Origin of the sequence: Rhizobium hidalgonense (assembly GCF_002914525.1) — a bacterium.
In the GTDB taxonomy this organism is placed as follows: Bacteria; Pseudomonadota; Alphaproteobacteria; order Rhizobiales; family Rhizobiaceae; genus Rhizobium; species Rhizobium hidalgonense.
Window position 1 is genome coordinate 75887 of record NZ_LODW01000070.1, and the last position, 20234, is coordinate 96120.

Here is a 20234-nt window from a genome sequence, read left to right on the forward strand (position 1 = left end):
TTAAACGTTTTTGAACCCTTGACTGGCAAAGTCGGCCGGTCAGGGAGCCGTAATGCAGACAGCCGGAAAGTCGCAGAGCAAAGGATTGGGAGTAGGCCGTCACATTACCGTCACGGGTGTGCTTTTCTCCTTTGCCGTCATCGTCGCAATCGTCACCGTCATGGTGCTGACGGCGCTCGAACGCGTGGCCGAAAATGCCAATCTCCTCGATGACGAACGCTCGCGCGAAACGACGATCGGGGCGTTGAAGACTTTCGAGGACCAACTCGGCGCGACGCTCGACGATTACGCCGCCTGGGACGATGCCGCCGTCAACGTCTATTCGCCCGACGGCATGGCTTGGACGGTGAGCAATTACGGCGAGATGTCGGTCAATAGCGCGCTTTTCGACATGGCGATCGTCATCGATGAGGCGAAGCAGCCGATCATGGCCTATCGCGACGGCAAGCCGATGGAGGAGCCGCTCGCGGATTTCTTCGCGCCGTCGCTCTGGACCCTGTTCGAGACGGCGAAGGCGGCAGGCCCGGCCGGTACTCCCCAAGCGGTCGGCTTCGTCACCACTAAACGGGGTGTTGCCGCCGTCGGCGTTGCCCTGGTGCGGAAAAAATCTGGCGCGCAGGATGCGCCCGCCGGCCACCGCCGCTATCTCGTTTTTGCCCGCCATCTCGACAATGATCGGGTGGCCGCACTCGGCCAGACCTATGTCATCGGCGGGCTGAGACTGGCCCCGGCGAGCTTCGAAGCCGATTTTTTCGTGCCGATCGTCGATCCGACGGGGGCGACGCTCAACAAACTCGTCTGGACCTCGCGTTCGCCGGGTGATGTCGGCTTCGCACAGGTGCGGCCGATGGTCCTGGAGGCGCTGGGCCTCGTCGGGCTGTTCTTCGTGGTGCTGCTGGTCATCGGCTGGCTTGCCGGGCGCCGGTTGAAGGCCGAGGAAAACAGCGCCCGCGAAGAGGCGCTGCGTGACCGGCTGAGCGGACTTTCCAATCGCGACGGTCTCGGGCTTGCCGTCGACCGTTTCGTCGCCGAGGCGCGCCAGACCAAACGTAACGTGCTGCTGCTTTATCTCGACCTCGACGGCTTCAAGGAAGTCAATGACAGTTATGGCCACGGTACCGGCGACCAGTTGATCCGCGCGGTCGCGGCCGGCCTCGACGTGCTCATTCCGCAGGGCGCGGTTCTAGCCCGCATCGGCGGCGATGAATTTGCCATCGCCTTTCTCTCGGACGGCGAGAATGCCGCGGCCCTGCAGCTTGCCGAGCAGATCCTCGATTTTCTGGTCGAGCCGTTGGAGATCGGTCGCCGCGTCGTCGTCGTCGGGGCGAGCATCGGCATCGCCATGTCGCCCGTCGGCACGATCGGGCGCGAGGAGCTGGTGCGCCGCTCGGACCTTGCCATGTATAAGGCGAAGGAAGCCGGCCGCGCCCGCATGACACTCTACGATCCGTCGATGGACGCCGACCGGGAGCAGCGCAATGCGCTGGAACTCGATCTCAGGATGGCCATCGAAAGCGGTGACCTGACGCTCGCCTACCAGCCGCTGATCGATGCGGCCTCGTATGCGCCGACCGGCGTCGAGGCGCTGGTGCGCTGGAACCGTCCGGGTCACGGGCCCGTTTCACCCGAGGTCTTCATCCCGATCGCCGAGACCAGCGGTCTCATCGAATCGCTCGGCCTATTCGTGCTGCGCAAGGCCTGCGAGACGGCCAAGCAATGGCCGGAACTCAACGTCTCGGTCAATGTCTCTCCCGGTCAGTTTCGAAATCCCGCCTTCGCCGATTATGTGCGCTACGTGCTCAAGCAGACGGAGATCGAGGCCGGCCGCATCACGCTCGAGATCACCGAAGGCTACATGATCCAGAATCCGCAGCGTACCCGCCAGTCGATCGAACGGCTGAAAGCGCTGGGGGTGAAGGTGGCGCTCGACGATTTCGGCTCCGGCTTCTCCTCGATCGGTTATCTCAGGCAGTTCGGCTTCGATCGGATCAAGATCGACCGTTCGCTGGTCATGGGGGTCAACGAGGACAAGCGCCAGCGCGAGATGCTGCAGGCAACTGTGGCGCTCGCCCGCTCTCTCGACATTCCGGTGACGGCCGAGGGCATCGAGACCGAGGAACAGGCAATCGCCATGCGCCTTTTCGGCTGCGATTGCCTGCAGGGTTACCTGTTCGGAAAACCGATGACGGCGGATCGCATCACAGAGATGCTGCACGCGCGGCATACAGCCGAACCGGCAGACCGCCGCCGTCTCGGCGCAGCCTGAGGGGCGCGGGCGGATTTCGTGAAATGAGGCTGATCCGGAAAGGATCCTCACTCAGCTGCCGATATGCCGCCGGCCGCGTTTCCTGGCGAGGGCGATCTGGTGCTGCCGCTGACGGTAGCGCAGCCGATCCTCTTCCGTGCGCGTGGGGTAGCAATGGCTGCAGGAAACGCCTTCCTCGTAGAGCGGCGAGGTGATTTCCTCTGCGGTGATCGGGTTGCGACAGGCATGGCACAGCCGGTGTTCGCCTTCCTTCAGCCCGTGCTCGACGGAGACGCGCTCGTCGAAAACGAAGCAGGCGCCGTCCCAGAGACTTTCCTCCTGCGGCACTTCTTCGAGATATTTCAGGATGCCGCCCTTCAGATGATAGACTTCGTCGAAGCCCTCGGCCTTCATGAAGGCGGTGGCCTTCTCGCAGCGTATGCCACCGGTGCAGTACATGGCCACCTTCGGCTTGTTGTGCAGGCCGGGATTGCTGCGCACCCAATCGGGAAATTCGCGAAAGGTCTTGGTCTTCGGATCGAGCGCGCCGCGAAAGGTGCCGATTGCCGTCTCGTAATCGTTGCGGGTGTCGATGACGATCGTATGGGGATCGGAGATCAGCGCGTTCCAGTCCTGAGGTGCCACATAGGTGCCGACCACCTTGTTGGGGTCGATATCCTCGACACCCATGGTGACGATTTCCTTTTTCAGCTTCACCTTCATGCGCAGGAAAGGCATTTTCGAGGCGCGGCTTTCCTTATGCTCCAAGCCGGAAAATTCGGGCTGGGCGCGCAGGAAGGAGAGGACGGCTTGGATGCCGGCATCCGGTCCGGCAATCGTGCCGTTGATGCCCTCATGGGCCAGAAGCAGCGTTCCCTTGACGCCGCTCTCTTCGCAAAGCGCCTGCAGCGGAGCCTGCAGGCTGGCAAAGCGCGGCACGGAAACGAAATGGTAAAGTGCGGCCACGAGAAACGGGCTGGTGTGTGTCAGGCTGTCGGTCATGGGGCGGAAATACAGAAAATCGGCGGATCGCGCAATTGCCTTCGCCGGGGCGGGTTTCAACTCCCGGCCGTCAGCCAGAGAAGCTCGATGCGCTGCGCTTCCTCGTCGGGATCATCGGCAAAGACGGCTTCGGCTTTGACAAGCGCTTGCCGCCGGTCTTCCTGCTGGCGGAAGATGATGGCGTCGAGAAGATGTGCCAGGTCGTCATTGCGGGTGAAGAGCTGCGGCTCGGCCTCGACCAATTCGGAGAGCACGGCAAGATCGTGGATGTGGCCGAGATCCTCGACGAGTTCCTTGGCCGCATTGCGCTTCGCCTTCATCGCGCCCGGCCAGAGATCGCGCAAAAGGCCGTGATAAAGTCTGTAGTCGTAGGTGCGTTTGCGCAGATTATGGAATTCGTCGGCCGATGCCTCGCCGTGGCAGGCCGCAAGCGCTGTCTTCGCCTTTCGCGCGGTGCGGCGCCAGCTCTTCGCCAGCTTGCGGGCGTTCTTGCGGTGGCCGCCATCGAATGAGACCGCATCCAGGGCGACGATCGCCTCCTTCAGAACGTCCGAGGTTTCCGCCAGCCGCCGTTCCAGACCGCTTTCGGCTTCCGCCATCCAGTTACGGCGTCCTTCGAGAATAGTGACGATACGGCCGAGCGCCTCGCTCTCCTCCGGCTCGCGGGCCGATTGCTGCAGATATTGCGCTGTGCCGACCAGGGCGTTGGCATCGCGGATCGCCGAAAGCGAGTGGGCGAGATCGCGCAGCCTGGCATTTTCGCGATACTGGAAATCCGGCACCTCGCGAGCCACGAGCCGGTAGAGCGAGCGCAATCGTTTCAGATTCTTGCGGAAGGAATGGATTGCCTCATGCGCGCCGTCCGGCTGTTCTTCGATAAGGGCGATGGCGTCGTCCAGTTGCTCTTTCGCGGCGCTGCGGAACTCCGTGGTGAAATCGGCCTTAGGCCGAATGCGATAGGCCATGCCTGTCGTGCCCATATTCTGTGGCAAGGGCCTGGTTGGAATAACGGAAATCGCCGGTCACTTCGCGCCCAAGCCAGGCGGGCAGGGCCGGCTCGTCGGTCTCTGCGGTCATCTCGACCTCGGCAATCACCAGCCCACGATGTTCGCCGGCAAAGACGTCGACCTCCCAGACGAAACCTTCATGCGGAACGCGGTAGCGCGTCTTCTCGATGACGATGCCGATCGCGTTCTGCAACAGTTCCTCGGCATCGGCGACAGGGATGTCGTATTCGAATTCGTCACGGGTGATGGCGCTGCGGCCGATCTTGATCGTCAGTCTCGCCTTCTTGCTATCGAGGATGCGCACTCGGACGGAGCGATCGTCCATCGAGGCGATATAGCCCTGCCTCAGAACGGACTTCGTCTCAACGGCGGAACGCCATCCATCGCTGCGTACGAGGAATTTCCGCTCGATCTCTTTCGCCATATCGGTGAACCTTTTGTGACGATCGGGGCACGGTAGCCCAATTTCCACGGATTTCATACCCATCTTGTTAGGTGAATTGGTTTTACCTCGACAAGGTTCCGCCGGGGCGTTATTCGGGGACCAATTTCAATCGTTTCAAGGAAGTCGCACGGCCATGGGCGAGAAAACAGAGAAGCTCCTTTCCATCCTGAAACTCCAGCCCGTCGTTCCGGTCCTGATCGTCGACGATGCCAAGTCGGCCGTATTGCTGGCCCGCGCGCTTGTCGCAGGCGGTCTGAAGGCGATCGAGGTCACCATGCGCACACCTGCGGCACTCGATGCCGTGCGCGCAGTCGCCGCCGAGGTCGAGGGCGCCGAAGTCGGCGCCGGCACGATCCTGAATGCCGCCCATTGGGAAGCCGCCGTCGAAGCCGGTTCGAAGTTTATCGTCAGCCCGGGCACCACGCAGGAACTCCTCGATGCGGCTGCGGATTCCGAGGTGCCGCTGCTTCCGGGTGCCGCGACCGCCAGCGAAGTCATGGCTTTGCGCGAAGAAGGCTATCAGGTGCTGAAGTTCTTCCCGGCGGAGCAGGCCGGTGGCGCGGCCCTGCTGAAGGCGCTCTCTTCGCCGCTTGCCGGTACGCTGTTCTGCCCGACCGGCGGCATTTCGCTGAAGAATGCCAATGATTATCTGTCGCTGCCGAACGTCATCTGCGTCGGTGGCTCGTGGGTGGCGCCGAAGGAACTGGTCGCGGCCGGCGACTGGGCAGGGATTACCAGGCTCGCGGCGGAGGCTGCGGGGCTGAAGGCCTGAGTTTAGGAGGGGTTGAGCCTCACGGCACAATTCCCTCTCCTCTGTTTGTATTCGATCCGTCGCGAACCTATCTACTCTTCCGGCTTCAACAGGGAGATGACGAGGAATGTTCGACGCGAAGAAGCTTCTCGACCAGTTCTTGGGTTCGCAAGTGCCGGGTCTCGGCGGCTCCGTCCGCGACAGGGCTGGCGACGCTGTCCAGACGGCTAAAAACAACCCGCTGGCGACCGGTGCGATCGCCGCCGCGCTTCTCGGCACCAAGACAGGCCGGGGTATTGCCGGCAATGCATTGGCGATCGGCGGTCTTGCCGCCATTGCCGGCCTCGGCTACCAGGCCTACAAGAATTACCAGGCAGGCCAGGCGCCTGCAGCCCCTTCAGATGCACCGTCGGCAAACAATCCTGTCCTTCTGCCGCCGCCTGTCGAATCCGGTTTCGGGCCGGCCTCGCCGGCCGGCAGCAATGAGTTCGTGCTGGTGCTGATCCGCGCGATGATCGCCGCCGCCAAGGCAGACGGCCATATCGACGATGCCGAACGCGCCCTCATCATGGACAAGGTCAAGGCTGCCGACGTCAGCGGCGAGGCCGCGGCCTTCATCGAGCATGAACTCGCTTCGCCCACGGATATCGACGCGCTTGTGGCCGCCGCGACGACAGAGGAACAGCGCGTCGAACTCTATACCGCCTCGCGGCTCACCATCGAGCCGGATTCGCGCGCCGAGCGCGGTTATCTCGATCTGCTTGCCGGCAGGCTCGGCCTTGCCGACCAGCTGGTCGATCATATCGAGGCGACAGTGTCCTCTGCGAAAGTTACCTTGTCACAGTGACAACCAGGCCGGTTGCCTTTGTCGGGCGGCTGGCCTATCCACTCCACTCTTGGACAAGGGGAGTGAAGATGCGCGATCTTGCAGATTTCAAGGGTTGCCCGGCGCCGAAGCCGGTGACGCTGATGGGCCGTTTTGTCACCGTCGAACCTTATCGGCGTGCCGACCATCTCGAGGCGCTGTGGGACGGGCTTGGCGGCATGGGCATCAACCCGCTGCTTCTCTATTTCGCGCAGGACGATTTTTCCGGGATCGAAGATTTCGCCAACTGGCTTGAGACCGTCTACACCAAGTCCGGCTGGCTCACCCATATCTTCCGCGACAACGCTACCGGCAAGATTGTCGGCATGGCGAACTATATGCGCGCCGACCCGGCAAACGGCGTCGTCGAGATCGGCGGGGTGGCACATGGTCCCCAGATGAAGCGTTCGCCGCTTTCGACCGAAGCGCATTATCTGATGGCCAAGCACGTCTTCGAGGAGCTCGGCTACCGCCGCTACGAATGGAAATGCGACAATAAGAACGAGGCGAGCAAGACGACGGCGGCGCGTTACGGCTTCAGCTTCGAAGGGGTCTTCCGCCAGCACATGATTGCCAAGCACCGCAACCGCGACACTGCTTGGTTCTCGATGATCGATAGTGAATGGCCGCTGCTCAACGATGCCTTCGAGGCCTGGCTTTCGCCGGAGAATTTCGATGCCGAGGGCAACCAGATCCGCCGTCTGCAGGATATCCGTGCCGATCTCCAAAAGGAAAGGCTCGTATGAGCCCCGAGAGCCGCTCGCAGGCGACTGCCGCCGGCATCATCTTGTTTGCCGCCGCGCTGGTCATCTATTTCCTGCCGACCATCGTTCTGTGGATCGGCAATTTCTCGCCGGTGCTGGCGATCGTCGTCGGCGTCTGCCTGATCATGGCATTTTTCGCGGTTTTCTGGCTGCGGGCGCGTTACCAGCGCAGCAGGGGGAAATAAGTTATCCCTGCAGCGAGGCCCCGAGCAGCAGCGCGCCCATCAGGATGACGAGCAAAGCGCCGAGGATTTCGATGGTGTTGCCGATCCAGACCGAGGCGGTCGAGCCGCGCCCGGAGAGGCGGACGGCGGCACTCTTGGCAGTGACGGCAAGCGTGGCAAGCAGGGAAACGGTAATCGCCGTGCCGAGCGACATGGCGGCGACCGACAGCACGCCGCCGAGATAGAGCCCGTTCAGCAGCGAGAAGGTCATAACCAGCAAAGCGCCGGAGCAGGGGCGAAGGCCGACGGCGACGATTGCCGACCAGGCCTCGCGGGCGCTGAACCTGTCGCCGGCAAGCAGGGTGGGATCCGGCACATGGGCGTTGCCGCAGGTCTCGCAGGCCATGCCGGGAACGAAAGTGTGGCCGGCTTCGACGGCCTGCGCCTTGCCGCTGAAGGCATAGGCCTGGCGTTCGGCGGCATTGTCCTTCCAGTCGAGCATCATGCTGACCGGTCCGGCAGGTGTCGCCATCAGTCGGCGGCGCGGCATGTTGCCGACCATCGAGCGCAGTTTGCGCAATAGCAGCCAGCCGCCGAAGAGGATGACCATGACGAAGCTTGCGATCTCCATTGCATGGGTCGCCGCCGTCAGCGTGATGCCGGTGCCGCGCAGCACCAGCCAGGCGCCGCCGACCAGCGCCACCGCCACCACCCCCTGGATGAAGGCCGAAATGAAGGAAATCACCACGCCGCGCTTCAGTTCGATCTCGTTGGCGATCATGTAGGAGGAGATGACCGCCTTGCCGTGACCGGGGCCGGCGGCATGGAAGACGCCATAGGCGAAGGAGAGGCCGATGAGCGATGCCAGTTGCCACGGGTCCTGGCGCATCGCCTTCAGGGCATCGGTCAACGCCCGGTAGAAGGCCTGCTGCTCATAGTTCACATAGAGCAAAAGCGGCGCGAGCGGCCCGCCGGTCGGCTGGAAGCTCGGCTCCGCCGTGCCGATGCCGAGCGGCGATTGCGCATGGGCGAGGCTTGCCGCCGCCAGAAGCGCCAAGACCAAAGCGGCGAGGATGAACGGCAGGCGTTTCGTCAGCATGTGACCTCCAGCCGGGTGGCGAAGAGTTTAGACATGTTGGTGCCGGTGGGATCATTGAAGAAGGCGTCGGTCAGCGACTGCTTGTTCTGCGAGATCACCTGGTCGGCATCCGGCCGCACCACCTGATGTTTGCAGGTCTTGAAGCCGTCGCCGACCAGTGAAAGTTCGTTGTCTGTGGGGAAATCGATCGAGGTATAGAGCGACGGGTCGTAGACGCCGAAGGTGAGCCTGCCCTTGAGCGGCATCTTCTCCGCCGGCTTGACCGCGAAGAACATCAGCAGCTGGCCATCTTTGTAGTCAACATGGATGATGTCGGGCTTCTGGACGGTGACGTTCTTCCCGTTGATCGTCAGGTTCATGTAGTAATCATATTCGGCAAGCGACTGCTTCACCGTTTTTCCGACCTCCGCAAGCTCGTTCGGCTCCAGCTTGAGGTCGGTATTCTTGTCGAAATCCATGACCACCGAGGAGGAAAAAACCTCATCGAAGCGCCAGACATTGCGCAATTCCTCGATATTGCCGTCCTTATCGGCCACGACCTCGAGACGGGCCTCCACGAAAATGTGCGGATGGGCAAAGGCGGCGGCCGGCGCCAGCGAAACAAGCGCGGCAATCAGTATCGTCGAATATTTCATCTATCCCGCTGCCCTGTTCGGTGACCCTGACTTCTTGCCAGCAATTGGGACGGAATTGGGACCGATTCCGCATTGGATTCAGAGAGCCGCGGGTTGGCGCGGGGCAAGCTGTCGCAGCCGCAAGGGCGGCGCTATGGATGTTTCTTGAACCAGTTGTTGAGGTAATCGACGAAGATCCTCACCTTCGCCGGCAGGTAGCGGCGGTGCGGATAGACGGCATAAATGCCACGGTCGGTCGGGAGGTAATCGTTGAACAGCGTCACCAGCGCGCCGCTCTCGATCGGTTTGCGGGCGATGAAGTCGGGGATGAGGGCGATGCCGATGCCGGCGAGGGCCGCGCGTAATGTCGCATGCGGGCTGTTGACCTCCATCGGGCCGGAGACGGCGACGGCGAATGAGGTGTTGTCGGGATTGTGGAAGCGAATGCTCGCCTGGGTGCGCGCATTGGTATCGACAACGAAGGGGACGTTGGAGATATCGCTGGGGTGCTCGAGATCGGGATGGCGTTCGAGAAATTCTGGGGTGGCGCAGAGATGGACGCGGAAATCGGAGATTTTGCGGGCGATCATGCCGGAATCTTCGAGCTTGCTGATGCGGATCGCTACGTCGAAGCCTTCCTCGATCAGATCGACAAACCGGTCGTCGGCGGCGATCTCCAGCGAAAGGTCCGGGTTCTCCCTGGAGAAATCGATCAGCGACTGGCCAACATCGGCGTCGACGAAGGTGCGCGGCACTGATATGCGCAGCCGCCCCTTTAGCTGCGCATTGTTTTCGCGCACGAGGTCGGCAAGATTGTCGATCTCCTTCAGGATATCCGAGGCGCTGCGGTAATAGGTGTGGCCGGCCTCGGTCATCGAGAACTGCCTGGTGGTGCGGTTGAGCAACAGGGCGCCGAGCTCATCTTCCAATTCGCGCACATATTTGGAGAGCAGCGCCTTGGAGCGGCCCGTGCGCCTGGCGGCGGCGGAAAAGCCTTCGGCCTCGACGACATCGATGAAGGCACGTATGCGGGTCAAGGTATCCATGGACATCCCTCAGGCTGTTTGGGAATGTTGAACAAATCGGCTCGTTTTGTTCAATTATTTTTTTGAGCCTCAGATCAAAAAATCGCTTGATTATGAAGGCGAATATTCTTATTTCCACCCCAGCCCAAAGTCGCACGTGCCCATGGGTGTCCGCCGAACCCTCGAATTGGTGAGGAAATCGGTAAGGTACCTGGAATTAACCCCTCCAGTCGCTATTTCGGCCAACCGGAAAATGCGAGGACGCCTGAAGCAACGACGGTGCGGGCCTTTTTGTTCTCTCCCTGCTTTCCATCAGCGGGGGTTACTGAAGAGGCACACCATCATTGCCGGAAGTGCGGTTGGGATTCTCCCTCCAATCCATGGCAGACAAAGCCGAACTTACACCGCGTCCGCGGCGTTGGTTCACTATCCGCGCATCGAGCGCTTGCTATGGTTCCGGGGTCTCCACCGGCTGGTTCCAATGCGAGTTCTCGTATGCCCTTTGTCCTCCGGCTGATGCCGGAGCTCTGGAACTGGAAGAGGGAACGATATGACCACCCAGCGCATCCGCGACTTTCTCGCCACCCGACGTCCCGACGGTCCCTGCCTCGTGGTTGACCTCGACGTCGTTCGCGACAATTTTCACGCCTTCCGTCACGCCATGCCGGACAGCGCCATCTACTACGCCGTCAAGGCCAACCCGGCCCCTGAAGTGTTGAAGCTGCTTGCAGGCCTCGGCTCCAATTTCGATTGCGCATCCGTTGCCGAAATCGAAATGGCGCTCGACGCCGGTGCGACTGCAGCTCGCATCTCCTTCGGCAATACGATCAAGAAGGAACGCGACGTTGCTCGCGCGCATGCGCTCGGCGTCAGCCTTTTTGCGGTCGACAGCCACGAGGAAGTCGAGAAGATCTCGCGCGCCGCTCCCGGCGCCCGCGTCTTTTGCCGCGTGCTGACCGATGGCGAAGGTGCTGAATGGCCGCTGTCGCGCAAGTTCGGCTGCGTCCCGCAGATGGCCGTCGACGTTCTCGTCTACGCCCATCAGCTCGGCCTGCAGTCCTACGGCGTCTCGTTCCATGTCGGTTCGCAGATGACCAAGGTCGATGCCTGGGATTCAGCACTCGCCGATGCCAAGCGCGTCTTCGTATCGCTTGCCAAGCAGGGCATCCACCTGCAGATGGTCAACATGGGCGGCGGCTTCCCGACCAAGTATCTGCGCGACGTTCCGTCGGCAGAAGCTTACGGCAAGTCGATCTACCAGGCGCTGCGCACGCATTTCGGCAACCAGATCCCGCAGACGATCATCGAGCCGGGCCGCGGCATGGTCGGCAATGCCGGCGTCATCAAGGCTGAGGTCGTGCTGATCTCGAAGAAGTCGGACAATGACGATGCCCGCTGGGTATTCCTCGACATCGGCAAGTTCGGGGGGCTCGCCGAAACGATGGACGAAGCCATCCGCTATCCGATCCGCACGGAGCACGACGGCGACGAGATGGAGCCCTGCGTCATCGCCGGCCCGACCTGCGATTCAGCCGACGTGCTCTACGAGAAGAACCTCTATCCGCTGCCGATCTCTCTTTCGATCGGCGACGAGGTCCTGATCGAAGGCACAGGCGCCTATACGACGACCTATTCGGCAGTCGCTTTCAACGGTTTCGAACCGCTGAAGGCCTACGTCATCTAAGGCCGTTTCCGCCGGCCCCGTAACCAGCCGGGGCGGCAACTTCACAATTTCCTTCATCGCCGCTGATAACGGTATTGGGTACGGGAGGCCAAGATGGCCGCTGTTCTTGATTCTGTCCGCGCATTCTTTGCGCCTACCACTTTCGCCATCGACGCCGAAAATCCGTCGGACGTCGTTGCCCGTGAAAACCTGCTCGACCGGGTCATGGGGCCGGACCGCCGCAAGAAGTCGTCGGAGAAGATTCGCCGCAACCGGGTTCCGGCCGAGGGCCTGGCGCTTGTCGCGCGTGATCGCGACGGCCACGTTATCGGCTCGGTGCGGCTCTGGAACATCGAGGCCGGCGTCAACGACGAAGGCACGCCGATCAATGCGCTGCTGCTCGGCCCGCTCGCCGTCGATTCCCGTTATGGCGGCAAGGGCATCGGCTCGGCGCTGATGCGCGCGGCGATCCTCGAAACCAAGAAGCGCGGCCATGGCGCCGTCTTGCTCGTCGGCGATGCTGCTTATTACGAGCGTTTCGGCTTTTTTGCCGAGAAGGCCCGCCATCTTGTCATGCCGGGTCCGTTCGAACGCTCGCGCTTTCTGGCGCTCGAGCTTAGGGAAGGCTGGCTTGACGGCGCGGCCGGCATGATTGTCCCCTCGGGACGCATGCTGGCCAGCGCGCCGGTTCGCCGCGCCGCCTAACAATCGGCCGGCCAGGGTTGAACGTCCTTACCCGCGGCCGGCAATATCCGCGCCGCTCGACCATGGAGGCAGGCGGCCTGCCGTGGCTGCGGCGCGGATTGTTTTTCGGGCGCCGCGGCGCGTGTTGACCGGGATGCCTGGTAACCATGGCAACACAATCGCGTGAAAAGCGCCGCCGGCCCGCGAACATGCGGCAGCGATATCCTATCTTGCGCCGCATGATCCGCGTTCTCTCCCTTCTTTTGGTTTTCTGCCTGTCGCTTGCCGCAACGGGGCCAGCGGCTGCCCAGAGCAGGGCTTCTGACGGTCGTTATGATCTCGGAGGAAAGCGGTCCTTCGGCGCGCAACGGATACCGGGATCTGTTGCATGCGCTGCTGGCCGCCATCATCGGCACGGTGCTGGCCGCGTAGGAACCCGATAATCGTTAAACTTCTAGCGAAGTCCCCAATCAAACCGCAAAACGCTTCCTGTAAGTTCCGCGAGAATTTCGGGAAAGCGTCATGCTGCTGGATCTCAGGACAATCTATTTCATTGTTGCCGTGAGTTGCTTCGTTCTGGGCATCCTGCAGCTCGCAGCCTATGCGACCGGCCGCTTCGAGAGGTGGCCGCTGTGGTGGGGCTTAAGCAACCTGCTTGTCGGCCTCGGCTCCTTCCTCGTGGCCTTGCGCAATCTCGTTCCCTACTCCGTCTCGGTCGATGGCGGCAATGTGGTGACGATCGCCGGCTACATGCTGATGTTCTTTGCGGTGCGCGTCTTTGCGGGCCGGGCGCTCAGTCAGCGCACTTTCTGGTTTGCGATCTTTCTCGTCAGCGTGCCTGTCGTGCTGATCGTCAGCAACCCCTCGGCGGTCTCCGCGAGGCTCCTCAACATCTCCGTGATCTGTTGCCTCTGCGATCTGGCTGTCGCGAGGGAGGCTATCGGTATTGCCCGGCGGGAAAAGCTGTATTCGGCCGCCCTTCTTGTCGGTCTCTATCTTTGCACTGCGATGATCTTTGCGGTGCGCAGCATTCTTGCGGTGACCGGCGAAATTGGTGGGCCGGATCCTTTCGGCGGCAGCGTTGTCCATAGCTGGATAGCGGTATCGGCGGTCGCGTTCATCATGCTTCGCAGCATGGCCATGGTGCTGATGGCGGCAGAGCGCAGCCGAAATCAGCTGATGGAGCTTGCTCATCACGATCCACTGACCGGCGCGCTCAACCGCGGCGGCCTTGCCCAGCATGTGCCCGCGCTTGCATCGCAGCCGGTATCGCTGCTGATCATCGATATAGATCATTTCAAACAGCTGAACGACCGGCATGGCCATGCCGCCGGCGACGATATCCTGCGGCTTTTCGCCAGTGTCTCGAGAGGCATCATGCGCTCCGGCGATCTACTCGCCCGTCAAGGCGGAGACGAGTTCCTGGCAGTGTTGAAGAATGTTTCCGGAGAGGATGCGGTGGCGATTGCCGAGCGCATCCGTCTCGACTTCGCGCCGCCGTCCTGCATCACCCAGATCTGACCGTCTTTCCGACGCTGAGCATTGGCGTTGCCACGCGCACAGAAAGCGATGGAGATTTTGACGGGCTGATGCACAAGGCGGATGCGGCGCTCTATCGTTCCAAGCGCGGAGGTCGCAACCGCGTCGAAGCTTTCGGCGAAAATCAGCAGGCTGCATAACAGGGCGAACCCGGCGTTACTCTAGATATTCTGGTCCATCGTCTCTGCCGGGATTTCGTCGGCGCGGTGGACGCGCACCAGTGTTGCCGGCACGCCGGCGACTGTGCAATGTTCGGGAACCGGCTTCAGCACGACGCTGCCGGCGGCGATTTTGCTGAAGGCGCCGATTTCGATATTGCCGAGAATCTTGGCGCCGGCGCCGATCATCACACCGTGGCGGATCTTCGGGTGACGATCGCCGGTTTCCTTGCCGGTGCCGCCGAGCGTGACGTTTTGCAGGATCGATACTTCATCCTCGATGACAGCCGTTTCGCCGATGACGATGCCCGAGCCGTGGTCGAGCATGATGGAAGCGCCGATCCGGGCGGCGGGATGGATATCCGGGCCGAAGACCAGCGAGGCGAGATTGGCAAGCCAGCTGGCGATCTCCGGGCGGCCGGCGTTCCAGAGCGCATGGGCGATGCGGTGCGTCTGCAGCGCATGAAACCCCTTGAGGTTCAGAAGCGCGTGCAGAAATGTCGTGCAGGCCGGGTCGCGTTCGCGCACGGCTGCGAGATCGGCCTCGACCTTTCGCATGATATCGTCGTCGAGTGTGGACAGGATCAGATCGAACAGATCGCCCGTTTCCATTTGCGTGGCAGCAAGCCGCGCGGCGAGCACCCGGGCGATGATTTCATTGTCGCCGGAGGTGGTGGTTATCTGGGCGGCGAGCAGCCGCTGCAGGATCGGTTCGCGCGCGGCAAGTTCGAGGGCCTCGGCGCGGATCGCTGCCCAGACGAATGTATTGTCCAGGGATTGCGGCTGTTGCTCGGCCAGACCAAGGCCGGTGGATTTGGGCATTCCCGTTTCCTCTGTCGGCGACTGCGCAGTTATGCTTGCGCGAGATTCATGTTTCTCCCGGGCAAGGCATTTGGCAAGCCCGATATCTGCGGCTTGATTCGCTGTTTCAGCCGCCAGGCGGCAGTTGCGGAAGCCGACGCCAATGATAGCGTATATCCGGCTGTTTTTCCTCGTTTTCGGCGCCATCGGTCTCGTCCTCCGCGGAAAAACCGTGCCGCTCATAGAAGGCACGGGCGCCCACATTGCGCTGGAACGTCCACAGCCTGATTTCATCCATCTCCTCCTTGGCGCAGCCAAGCAGCAGGGAGCCGATGCCGTTGCTCTGGAAATCGGGGAGAACATAAAGCTGCTCAATCCAGTCGTCGCCATAGGCGATCACGCCGACCAGCCGGTCGCCCATGGCGGCGCCGAGGATCGTGCAGTTCGGCAGCAGATGCTTGCGCCAGTATTGCTCTTCTTCCTCTGGCGTATGAAGATCCGGCAGCCAGGGCAGCCGCTGCCGGAGCGCCACACGCCTGATTCCTGCGGCCGCCTGCATATGCTCGGCGCCGAGCGCCACGATTTCCGCTTCCGTCACCATGTCGTCCTGGCCGGCAATATGGCTCAAGCCGAAATATCGATGACGCCGCAATCGCCGGCTTCGGAGGCGAAGGCGAGCAGTTTGCCGTTTTTGCTCCAGCTCATCGCCGTGATCGCGCCCTTGCCGGGGCGGCGCAGCAGCGCCTCCTTGCTGTCGGCGATGCGCACGGCCAGGATCATGCCGTCGATGAAGCCAATGGCGAGGATATCTTCGAGCGGATGGAATTTCACCGCGGTTGCCATGATGTTGGCGCGGGTACCGAGTTCGAGCGGCGCCTTGCCCATCGGCCCGTCCTTGCCTTGGAAGGGCCAGACGATCGCAGCCGGTGCGCCCGAGGAGGCGAGCCACTTGCCCTTGACCGACCAGGAAAGCGATTTCACCTTGGATGGGTAGCCGGTCATGCGCATATGGCGGGCTTCTGCACCTGGCTTGCTGTCGAGTTTCCAGCCGTGCAGCGCATTTTCCTGCATCGAGGTGACCAGGAAATTGCCATCCGGCGAGAAGGTGACGCCGGTATGTGCACCCTTCCATTCGAGATCGACCGGCTTGGCGGTCATGCCGATCCAGTGCAGCGACACGCCGTTATACCGCGCGGCTGCGATGCGAAGGCCCTTCGGGGCGAAGGCAAGGCCCTCGACCGTGCGCTCCTCGGCAAATTCCTTGGTCGTGCCGTCGGCAAGGCGCACGAGCGAACTCTTGCCGTAGGAATAGGCAATCGCGCCTTGCGGGCCGGCGGCAACCTGCGAGATCCACTTGCGCGGCGCAGTGGCGATCTCGCTGACGCTGCCGTCGGCTGAAATGCGCAGCGCCTTGCCGTCCTCCCCACCCGAGATCAGGCTCTCGCTATAGGGGTCGCGGATGGCGGTGAGCATGCCCTGATGGGCTTCTGAAACCCTGTCGCCGCCGTCCAGCCGGTGAAACGTGCCGTTGGCGCTGGCGAAGAAGGGGACATCACCTAAAAATTCGACGGCCAGAACGTGGCCGTCGAGATCAAGCGGTGCAACTGTCGGCATCAGGCGGACGCCTCGCAGGCTTTGAAGGAGGCTTCGAGCTTCTCGCGGTCGAGATCGCGGCCGATGAAGACGAGACGGCTCTCGTGCTTTTCGCCTTCCTTCCACGGCCGCTGGTGATCGCCCTCGATGATCATGTGGACGCCCTGAACGACATAGCGCTCGGGATCGTCCTTGAAGGCGATGATGCCCTTGAGACGCAGAATATTCGGTCCCTGTGTCTGGGTGACCTTCTGGATCCAGGGAAAGAAGCGCTCCGGGTTCATCTGACCGCCTCGCAGCGATACCGACTGCACCGTCACATCATGGATCGCCGACATCGCACCCTGTTGATGGGCGCCATGGTGATGATGGTCGTGCCCGTGGTGATCATGGTGATGATCATGATCATGATGGTGGTGGTCGTGATCGCAATCCGGGCCGCAAACATGGTCATCATGGCCGTGCTCCAGGAAATGCGGATCGTTTTCGAGTGCGCGCTCCAGGTTGAAGGCGCCCTGATCGAGCACGCGGGCGAGGTCGACACCGGAGCGGCTGGTCTTGTAGACGCGGGCGGCCGGGTTGATGGCGCGGACGATGTCGTCGATCACATCAAGTTCTTCCGGGGTGACAAGGTCGCTCTTGTTGATGACGACGACGTCGGCGAAGGCGATCTGGTCCTCGGCCTCGCGGCTGTCCTTCAGGCGCAGCGGCAGGTGTTTTGCGTCGACGAGGGCGATGACGGCGTCGAGCTCGGTCTTGGCGCGCACGTCGTCGTCCATGAAGAAGGTCTGGGCGACCGGCACCGGATCGGCAAGGCCAGTGGTTTCGACGATGATGCCGTCGAAGCGGCCGGGACGGCGCATCAAGCCTTCGACGACGCGGATCAGGTCGCCGCGCACCGTGCAACAGACGCAGCCATTGTTCATCTCGTAGATTTCTTCGTCCGACTCGACGATCAGGTCGTTGTCGATGCCGATTTCGCCGAACTCATTGACAATGACCGCATATTTCTTGCCGTGATTTTCGGAAAGGATGCGGTTGAGCAAGGTGGTCTTACCGGCGCCGAGATAACCGGTGAGCACGGTGACGGGAATGGGCTTCTGGGTGGAAATCGCGTCGGTCATGAGAACCTCTAGGATTAGGCGTGCAGCCGAGCGGTTTTGGATCGGCCGCTTGAACGGTTGGTCTCATATAATGGCATGGGCGCGGCAGTTCAAAGGGTTTTATAATGTTATAAGATCACATCGATTGGCCGGTGCGCATCCCCGTCTTCAGCGGAACTGCGTAATGTCGAAGGCATCGACATCCTCCAGCAATTCCACCAGTCCCTTCACCGCATGGGCAATCAGCGCTTTGCCCTTCTCAGCCGTCGCAGCCGCGGCGTTGCCCGCCACGCCTTGGCTGTTGAGATCGCTCATCTTCCAGCCGAAGGCGTGCGGCCCATAGGCACGCAGGTGTTTGAAGCGAGTGGCGAATTCCGTCTGTCGCGAGGGGAAATCCGCCGCCTTGGCCATATCGACCCTATCTGGATGAAGCGCCAGCATCACCGAGGTCTCGATATCGCCGCCATGGATGCCGATCGCCTTTTCCTCCGGCGGGATCACGCCATCCGGCAGGCCGAAGCGGGTCCAGCTCGTCGCCACCGCCAGCATGGCGAAGCGGATCCGCGCCTCGGTGGCGACGATCGTCATCAGAGGCGAATTGCCGCCATGGGCGTTCAGCATCACCAATTTGCGGATATCCCGCTTGGCCAGCCGCTCGGCGATGCCGAGCCAGCGGTTGACGGCTTCGTCGAAGGCGAGCGTCTTCGTTCCTTCAACATCCATGTGCTCTATGGAATAGCCGACAGATTCGGCGGGCATGAAAGTGACCGACAGGCCGGCGGGCAGGGCCATTTTCAATCGCCCGGCGATGCCTTCGGCAATCAGCGTGTCGGTTTCGAAGGGCAGATGCGGGCCGTGCTGTTCATGAGCGCCGAGCGGCAGCACGGCGATCGGGCAGCGCCCGCCGGGGGCAAAGGCCGGGCCGCTATGGTCCAAGCGGAGCGAAGGCGTCATCATCCGGTCGTTGCCTCTTGTTTATGACGAGATCCTGGGCAATGTCATATCGCAGCGGCGCCAGGGCTTAAAGATCAAAGGGATGGCTATGGGAAAGAAGCACAAGGACGGCAAGAAGAACAAGTCCAAGAAGAAGGACCAGACCGAATATACGCTCGTCGACCTCTCTCCGGCGCTGACCCAGGCGGCTCGTTCCATGCGCACCGTGCTTTCGCGCAACCTGCTCGAAAGCGGCCTTTATGCCGGCCAGGACGGCGTCATTCTCTCGCTTGCCGAAAGCGACGGCATGACGGCCGGCGGGCTTGCCCATAAGCTCGGCGTCAAGGCGCCGACGATGACGCGCACGATCGGCCGCATGGAGGCGCAGGGTTTTCTTGAGCGCAAGCCCGATGCGGAGGATGCGCGCCTAACCAAGGTCTATCTCACCGAACTCGGGCGCGGCAGCGTGCAGGCGATCGAGATGGCGGCCTCGGCCTGCGACAGGCTGGCGACGCAGGAATTCTCCGAGAAGGAAATCCGCAATCTCGTCCGGCTGCTGAAAGCGATCGACGGCAATCTGCAGGCCGAAGCCCTTCACATCGAAGAACCGGATGAAGACTGAAATTTCCATTGAAAGACGAATTGCCTCCGCCGGTTAAATCTTTTAATTAAACATTTTAAGGGGCCGCGCCGGTTTTCCGGCGAGGTCTCACTGTCTTGCGTGCTGCCTGGAGGAGGACACGTGGTCCAGAAGATCAAGCTTTCGACGATCGCCGAAACTCTCGGCATTTCAACGGCGACCGTATCGCTTGCCTTACGCGATAGCCCGCTTGTCGCCGGCAATACCCGGGAAAAGATCAAGGAACAGGCGCGCGCGCTCGGCTATATCTACAATCGCCGCGCCGCCAGCCTTCGCACCTCGCGCTCCGGCATCATCGGTGTCGTCGTGCACGACATCATGAACCCCTTCTACGGGGAAATCCTGAAGGCGATCGAAAGCGAGCTCGATCGCAGCCGCCACACCTTCATCCTTTCCAACCATTACGACAATGTCGAAAAGCAGCGTACCTTCATCGAGACGCTGCTGCAGCTCGGCGGCGACGGTGTCATCATGTCGCCGGCGATCGGCACGCCGCCTGAGGACGTGCAGCTGGCGGAAGAAAACGGCATGCCGGCGATCCTGGTCGCCCGCTCGATGGAGGGCCAAGACCTGCCGACCTATCGCGGCGATGACAGCTACGGCATCTCGCTGGCCACCAACCACTTGATCGGCCTTGGTCACCGCTCGATCGCGATGATCGGCGGCACGGACCAGACCTCGACTGGCCGCGATCGCTACCAGGGTTATGTCAATGCGCTGCGCAAGGCCGGCATCGAGGTCGATCCGAACCTGCGCATTCCCGGCCCGCGCTCGAAACAAGGCGGCTTCGAGGCCGCCGTGCACTTCCTGTCGCTGCCGCAGAAGCCGACGGCGGCCGTCTGCTGGAACGATCTCGTGGCGATCGGGTTGATGAACGGCATTGCGCGCGCCGGCTTGATGCCGGGACGCGACATTTCCGTTACCGGTTATGACGATCTCGAGGAGGCGTCGATTGCGACGCCGGCGCTGACGACCGTCTGGAACGGCCAGGCCGAGGTCGGGCGCCTGGCCGCCCGGGCGCTGCTCGATCGCCTGGCCGGAAGCCACGAGCCCGACGGCATGCATCTGATCAAGCCGGAAATGCGCATTCGCCAGTCCACCAGTCCCCATCGGCCCCGCGCCTGAACCAAGACGGCCAC

General features: G+C 62.0%; 20 protein-coding genes and 2 pseudogenes. 11 read left to right on the plus strand and 11 right to left on the minus strand.

The window, feature by feature from the left end; genetic code table 11:
* Positions 1 to 52: 52 nt before the first annotated feature.
* The gene (locus ATY29_RS22635; protein WP_097533124.1) at positions 53 to 2266 is read left to right on the plus strand and encodes a putative bifunctional diguanylate cyclase/phosphodiesterase; all 2214 of its coding nucleotides are present in this window, start codon (positions 53 to 55) and stop codon (positions 2264 to 2266) included.
* Positions 2267 to 2317: 51 nt separating this feature from the next.
* Here the strand turns inward: ATY29_RS22635 and trhO are convergent, their stop codons facing one another.
* From trhO to ATY29_RS22650, 3 genes are read right to left on the minus strand one after another with little or no spacing between them, the layout of a single operon-like run.
* Positions 2318 to 3247 (minus strand): oxygen-dependent tRNA uridine(34) hydroxylase TrhO, encoded by a 930-nt coding sequence (trhO, locus tag ATY29_RS22640; protein WP_097533125.1) that lies wholly within the window; start codon positions 3245 to 3247, stop codon positions 2318 to 2320.
* A gap of 56 nt (positions 3248 to 3303) precedes the next feature.
* On the minus strand, positions 3304 to 4212 hold the full coding sequence (locus ATY29_RS22645) for a CHAD domain-containing protein (protein WP_025417077.1): 909 nt from the start codon (positions 4210 to 4212) through the stop codon (positions 3304 to 3306).
* Positions 4190 to 4678, minus strand: coding sequence for a CYTH domain-containing protein (locus ATY29_RS22650; protein WP_003566637.1), 489 nt, complete (start codon positions 4676 to 4678; stop codon positions 4190 to 4192). The genes ATY29_RS22645 and ATY29_RS22650 overlap by 23 nt, the downstream gene beginning before the upstream one ends.
* A 154-nt stretch (positions 4679 to 4832) precedes the next feature.
* On the opposite strand from ATY29_RS22650, the gene ATY29_RS22655 reads away from it, so the two are divergent.
* The 4 genes from ATY29_RS22655 (at position 4833) to ATY29_RS22670 (ending at position 7264) form a co-directional block, all read left to right on the plus strand.
* Entirely contained in the window at positions 4833 to 5471 is a 639-nt protein-coding gene (locus ATY29_RS22655) for a 2-dehydro-3-deoxy-phosphogluconate aldolase (RefSeq protein ID WP_097533126.1), read from the plus strand.
* A gap of 106 nt (positions 5472 to 5577) precedes the next feature.
* Positions 5578 to 6297: a tellurite resistance TerB family protein gene (locus ATY29_RS22660; protein WP_097533127.1), complete on the plus strand. Its 720-nt coding sequence runs from the start codon at positions 5578 to 5580 to the stop codon at positions 6295 to 6297.
* A gap of 68 nt (positions 6298 to 6365) precedes the next feature.
* Entirely contained in the window at positions 6366 to 7061 is a 696-nt protein-coding gene (locus ATY29_RS22665; RefSeq protein ID WP_003566630.1) for a GNAT family N-acetyltransferase, read from the plus strand.
* Positions 7058 to 7264, plus strand: coding sequence for a hypothetical protein (locus ATY29_RS22670; RefSeq protein WP_003566629.1), 207 nt, complete (start codon positions 7058 to 7060; stop codon positions 7262 to 7264). Before ATY29_RS22665 ends, ATY29_RS22670 begins: the two co-directional genes overlap by 4 nt.
* Before the next feature lies 1 nt (position 7265).
* Here the strand turns inward: ATY29_RS22670 and ATY29_RS22675 are convergent, their stop codons facing one another.
* The 3 genes from ATY29_RS22675 to ATY29_RS22685 form a co-directional block, all read right to left on the minus strand.
* Positions 7266 to 8342: a nickel/cobalt transporter gene (locus tag ATY29_RS22675; protein WP_003566628.1), complete on the minus strand. Its 1077-nt coding sequence runs from the start codon at positions 8340 to 8342 to the stop codon at positions 7266 to 7268.
* Positions 8336 to 8977 carry a DUF1007 family protein gene (locus ATY29_RS22680; RefSeq protein ID WP_003566627.1) on the minus strand — a complete coding sequence of 214 codons (642 nt, stop codon included), beginning with the start codon at positions 8975 to 8977 and terminating at the stop codon, positions 8336 to 8338. The genes ATY29_RS22675 and ATY29_RS22680 overlap by 7 nt, the downstream gene beginning before the upstream one ends.
* A gap of 131 nt (positions 8978 to 9108) precedes the next feature.
* The gene (locus ATY29_RS22685; RefSeq protein WP_003566626.1) at positions 9109 to 10002 is read right to left on the minus strand and encodes a LysR family transcriptional regulator; all 894 of its coding nucleotides are present in this window, start codon (positions 10000 to 10002) and stop codon (positions 9109 to 9111) included.
* Between the two features lie 529 nt (positions 10003 to 10531).
* Between ATY29_RS22685 and odc2 the strand changes: the two genes are divergently transcribed.
* The 4 genes and pseudogenes from odc2 (at position 10532) to ATY29_RS22710 (ending at position 14007) form a co-directional block, all read left to right on the plus strand.
* Positions 10532 to 11665, plus strand: a complete 1134-nt coding sequence (gene odc2, locus ATY29_RS22690; RefSeq protein WP_003566625.1) for an ornithine/lysine decarboxylase — start codon at positions 10532 to 10534, stop codon at positions 11663 to 11665.
* 93 nt (positions 11666 to 11758) lie between these two features.
* Positions 11759 to 12349: a GNAT family N-acetyltransferase gene (locus ATY29_RS22695; protein ID WP_003566623.1), complete on the plus strand. Its 591-nt coding sequence runs from the start codon at positions 11759 to 11761 to the stop codon at positions 12347 to 12349.
* A gap of 300 nt (positions 12350 to 12649) precedes the next feature.
* Positions 12650 to 12760: pseudogene (locus ATY29_RS38355) on the plus strand (6-aminohexanoate hydrolase); the annotation flags it as partial.
* Between the two features lie 90 nt (positions 12761 to 12850).
* Positions 12851 to 14007, plus strand: a pseudogene (locus ATY29_RS22710) (GGDEF domain-containing protein).
* Between the two features lie 21 nt (positions 14008 to 14028).
* On the opposite strand, the gene cysE reads toward ATY29_RS22710, so the two are convergent.
* The 5 genes from cysE to ATY29_RS22735 form a co-directional block, all read right to left on the minus strand.
* Positions 14029 to 14847: a serine O-acetyltransferase gene (cysE, locus tag ATY29_RS22715; protein ID WP_097533128.1), complete on the minus strand. Its 819-nt coding sequence runs from the start codon at positions 14845 to 14847 to the stop codon at positions 14029 to 14031.
* 106 nt (positions 14848 to 14953) lie between these two features.
* A complete protein-coding gene (locus tag ATY29_RS22720) occupies positions 14954 to 15427 on the minus strand; it encodes a GNAT family N-acetyltransferase (protein WP_003566618.1) in 474 nt (157 codons plus the stop codon).
* Between the two features lie 23 nt (positions 15428 to 15450).
* A complete protein-coding gene (locus ATY29_RS22725) occupies positions 15451 to 16440 on the minus strand; it encodes a WD40 repeat domain-containing protein (protein ID WP_097533129.1) in 990 nt (329 codons plus the stop codon).
* Positions 16440 to 17543, minus strand: coding sequence for a CobW family GTP-binding protein (locus ATY29_RS22730; protein ID WP_097533130.1), 1104 nt, complete (start codon positions 17541 to 17543; stop codon positions 16440 to 16442). Before ATY29_RS22730 ends, ATY29_RS22725 begins: the two co-directional genes overlap by 1 nt.
* A 147-nt stretch (positions 17544 to 17690) precedes the next feature.
* On the minus strand, positions 17691 to 18479 hold the full coding sequence (locus ATY29_RS22735; protein ID WP_003566612.1) for a creatininase family protein: 789 nt from the start codon (positions 18477 to 18479) through the stop codon (positions 17691 to 17693).
* Positions 18480 to 18564: 85 nt separating this feature from the next.
* Between ATY29_RS22735 and ATY29_RS22740 the strand changes: the two genes are divergently transcribed.
* Together ATY29_RS22740 and ATY29_RS22745 are read left to right on the plus strand one after the other, a co-directional pair.
* Complete coding sequence (locus tag ATY29_RS22740) at positions 18565 to 19077, plus strand: MarR family winged helix-turn-helix transcriptional regulator (RefSeq protein WP_003566611.1); 513 nt, start codon at positions 18565 to 18567, stop codon at positions 19075 to 19077.
* A 120-nt stretch (positions 19078 to 19197) separates the two neighbouring features.
* Entirely contained in the window at positions 19198 to 20220 is a 1023-nt protein-coding gene (locus tag ATY29_RS22745) for a LacI family DNA-binding transcriptional regulator (protein WP_003566610.1), read from the plus strand.
* The last annotated feature ends 14 nt before the right edge of the window (positions 20221 to 20234 follow it).

What these genes read in the sequence shown, in the direction of transcription:
- ATY29_RS22720 (WP_003566618.1), bottom strand. Translation starts at nt 15,427, where the DNA reads ATGGTGACGGAAGCGGAAATCGTGGCGCTCGGCGCCGAGCATATGCAG.
- ATY29_RS22675 (WP_003566628.1), bottom strand. Translation starts at nt 8,342, where the DNA reads ATGCTGACGAAACGCCTGCCGTTCATCCTCGCCGCTTTGGTCTTGGCG.
- ATY29_RS22660 (WP_097533127.1), top strand. Translation starts at nt 5,578, where the DNA reads ATGTTCGACGCGAAGAAGCTTCTCGACCAGTTCTTGGGTTCGCAAGTG.
- ATY29_RS22655 (WP_097533126.1), top strand. Translation starts at nt 4,833, where the DNA reads ATGGGCGAGAAAACAGAGAAGCTCCTTTCCATCCTGAAACTCCAGCCC.
- ATY29_RS22740 (WP_003566611.1), top strand. Translation starts at nt 18,565, where the DNA reads ATGGGAAAGAAGCACAAGGACGGCAAGAAGAACAAGTCCAAGAAGAAG.
- ATY29_RS22730 (WP_097533130.1), bottom strand. Translation starts at nt 17,543, where the DNA reads ATGACCGACGCGATTTCCACCCAGAAGCCCATTCCCGTCACCGTGCTC.
- ATY29_RS22695 (WP_003566623.1), top strand. Translation starts at nt 11,759, where the DNA reads ATGGCCGCTGTTCTTGATTCTGTCCGCGCATTCTTTGCGCCTACCACT.
- trhO (WP_097533125.1), bottom strand. Translation starts at nt 3,247, where the DNA reads ATGACCGACAGCCTGACACACACCAGCCCGTTTCTCGTGGCCGCACTT.
- ATY29_RS22680 (WP_003566627.1), bottom strand. Translation starts at nt 8,977, where the DNA reads ATGAAATATTCGACGATACTGATTGCCGCGCTTGTTTCGCTGGCGCCG.
- cysE (WP_097533128.1), bottom strand. Translation starts at nt 14,847, where the DNA reads ATGCCCAAATCCACCGGCCTTGGTCTGGCCGAGCAACAGCCGCAATCC.
- ATY29_RS22670 (WP_003566629.1), top strand. Translation starts at nt 7,058, where the DNA reads ATGAGCCCCGAGAGCCGCTCGCAGGCGACTGCCGCCGGCATCATCTTG.
- ATY29_RS22725 (WP_097533129.1), bottom strand. Translation starts at nt 16,440, where the DNA reads ATGCCGACAGTTGCACCGCTTGATCTCGACGGCCACGTTCTGGCCGTC.
- odc2 (WP_003566625.1), top strand. Translation starts at nt 10,532, where the DNA reads ATGACCACCCAGCGCATCCGCGACTTTCTCGCCACCCGACGTCCCGAC.
- ATY29_RS22665 (WP_003566630.1), top strand. Translation starts at nt 6,366, where the DNA reads ATGCGCGATCTTGCAGATTTCAAGGGTTGCCCGGCGCCGAAGCCGGTG.
- ATY29_RS22685 (WP_003566626.1), bottom strand. Translation starts at nt 10,002, where the DNA reads ATGGATACCTTGACCCGCATACGTGCCTTCATCGATGTCGTCGAGGCC.
- ATY29_RS22650 (WP_003566637.1), bottom strand. Translation starts at nt 4,678, where the DNA reads ATGGCGAAAGAGATCGAGCGGAAATTCCTCGTACGCAGCGATGGATGG.
- ATY29_RS22635 (WP_097533124.1), top strand. Translation starts at nt 53, where the DNA reads ATGCAGACAGCCGGAAAGTCGCAGAGCAAAGGATTGGGAGTAGGCCGT.
- ATY29_RS22645 (WP_025417077.1), bottom strand. Translation starts at nt 4,212, where the DNA reads ATGGCCTATCGCATTCGGCCTAAGGCCGATTTCACCACGGAGTTCCGC.
- ATY29_RS22735 (WP_003566612.1), bottom strand. Translation starts at nt 18,479, where the DNA reads ATGATGACGCCTTCGCTCCGCTTGGACCATAGCGGCCCGGCCTTTGCC.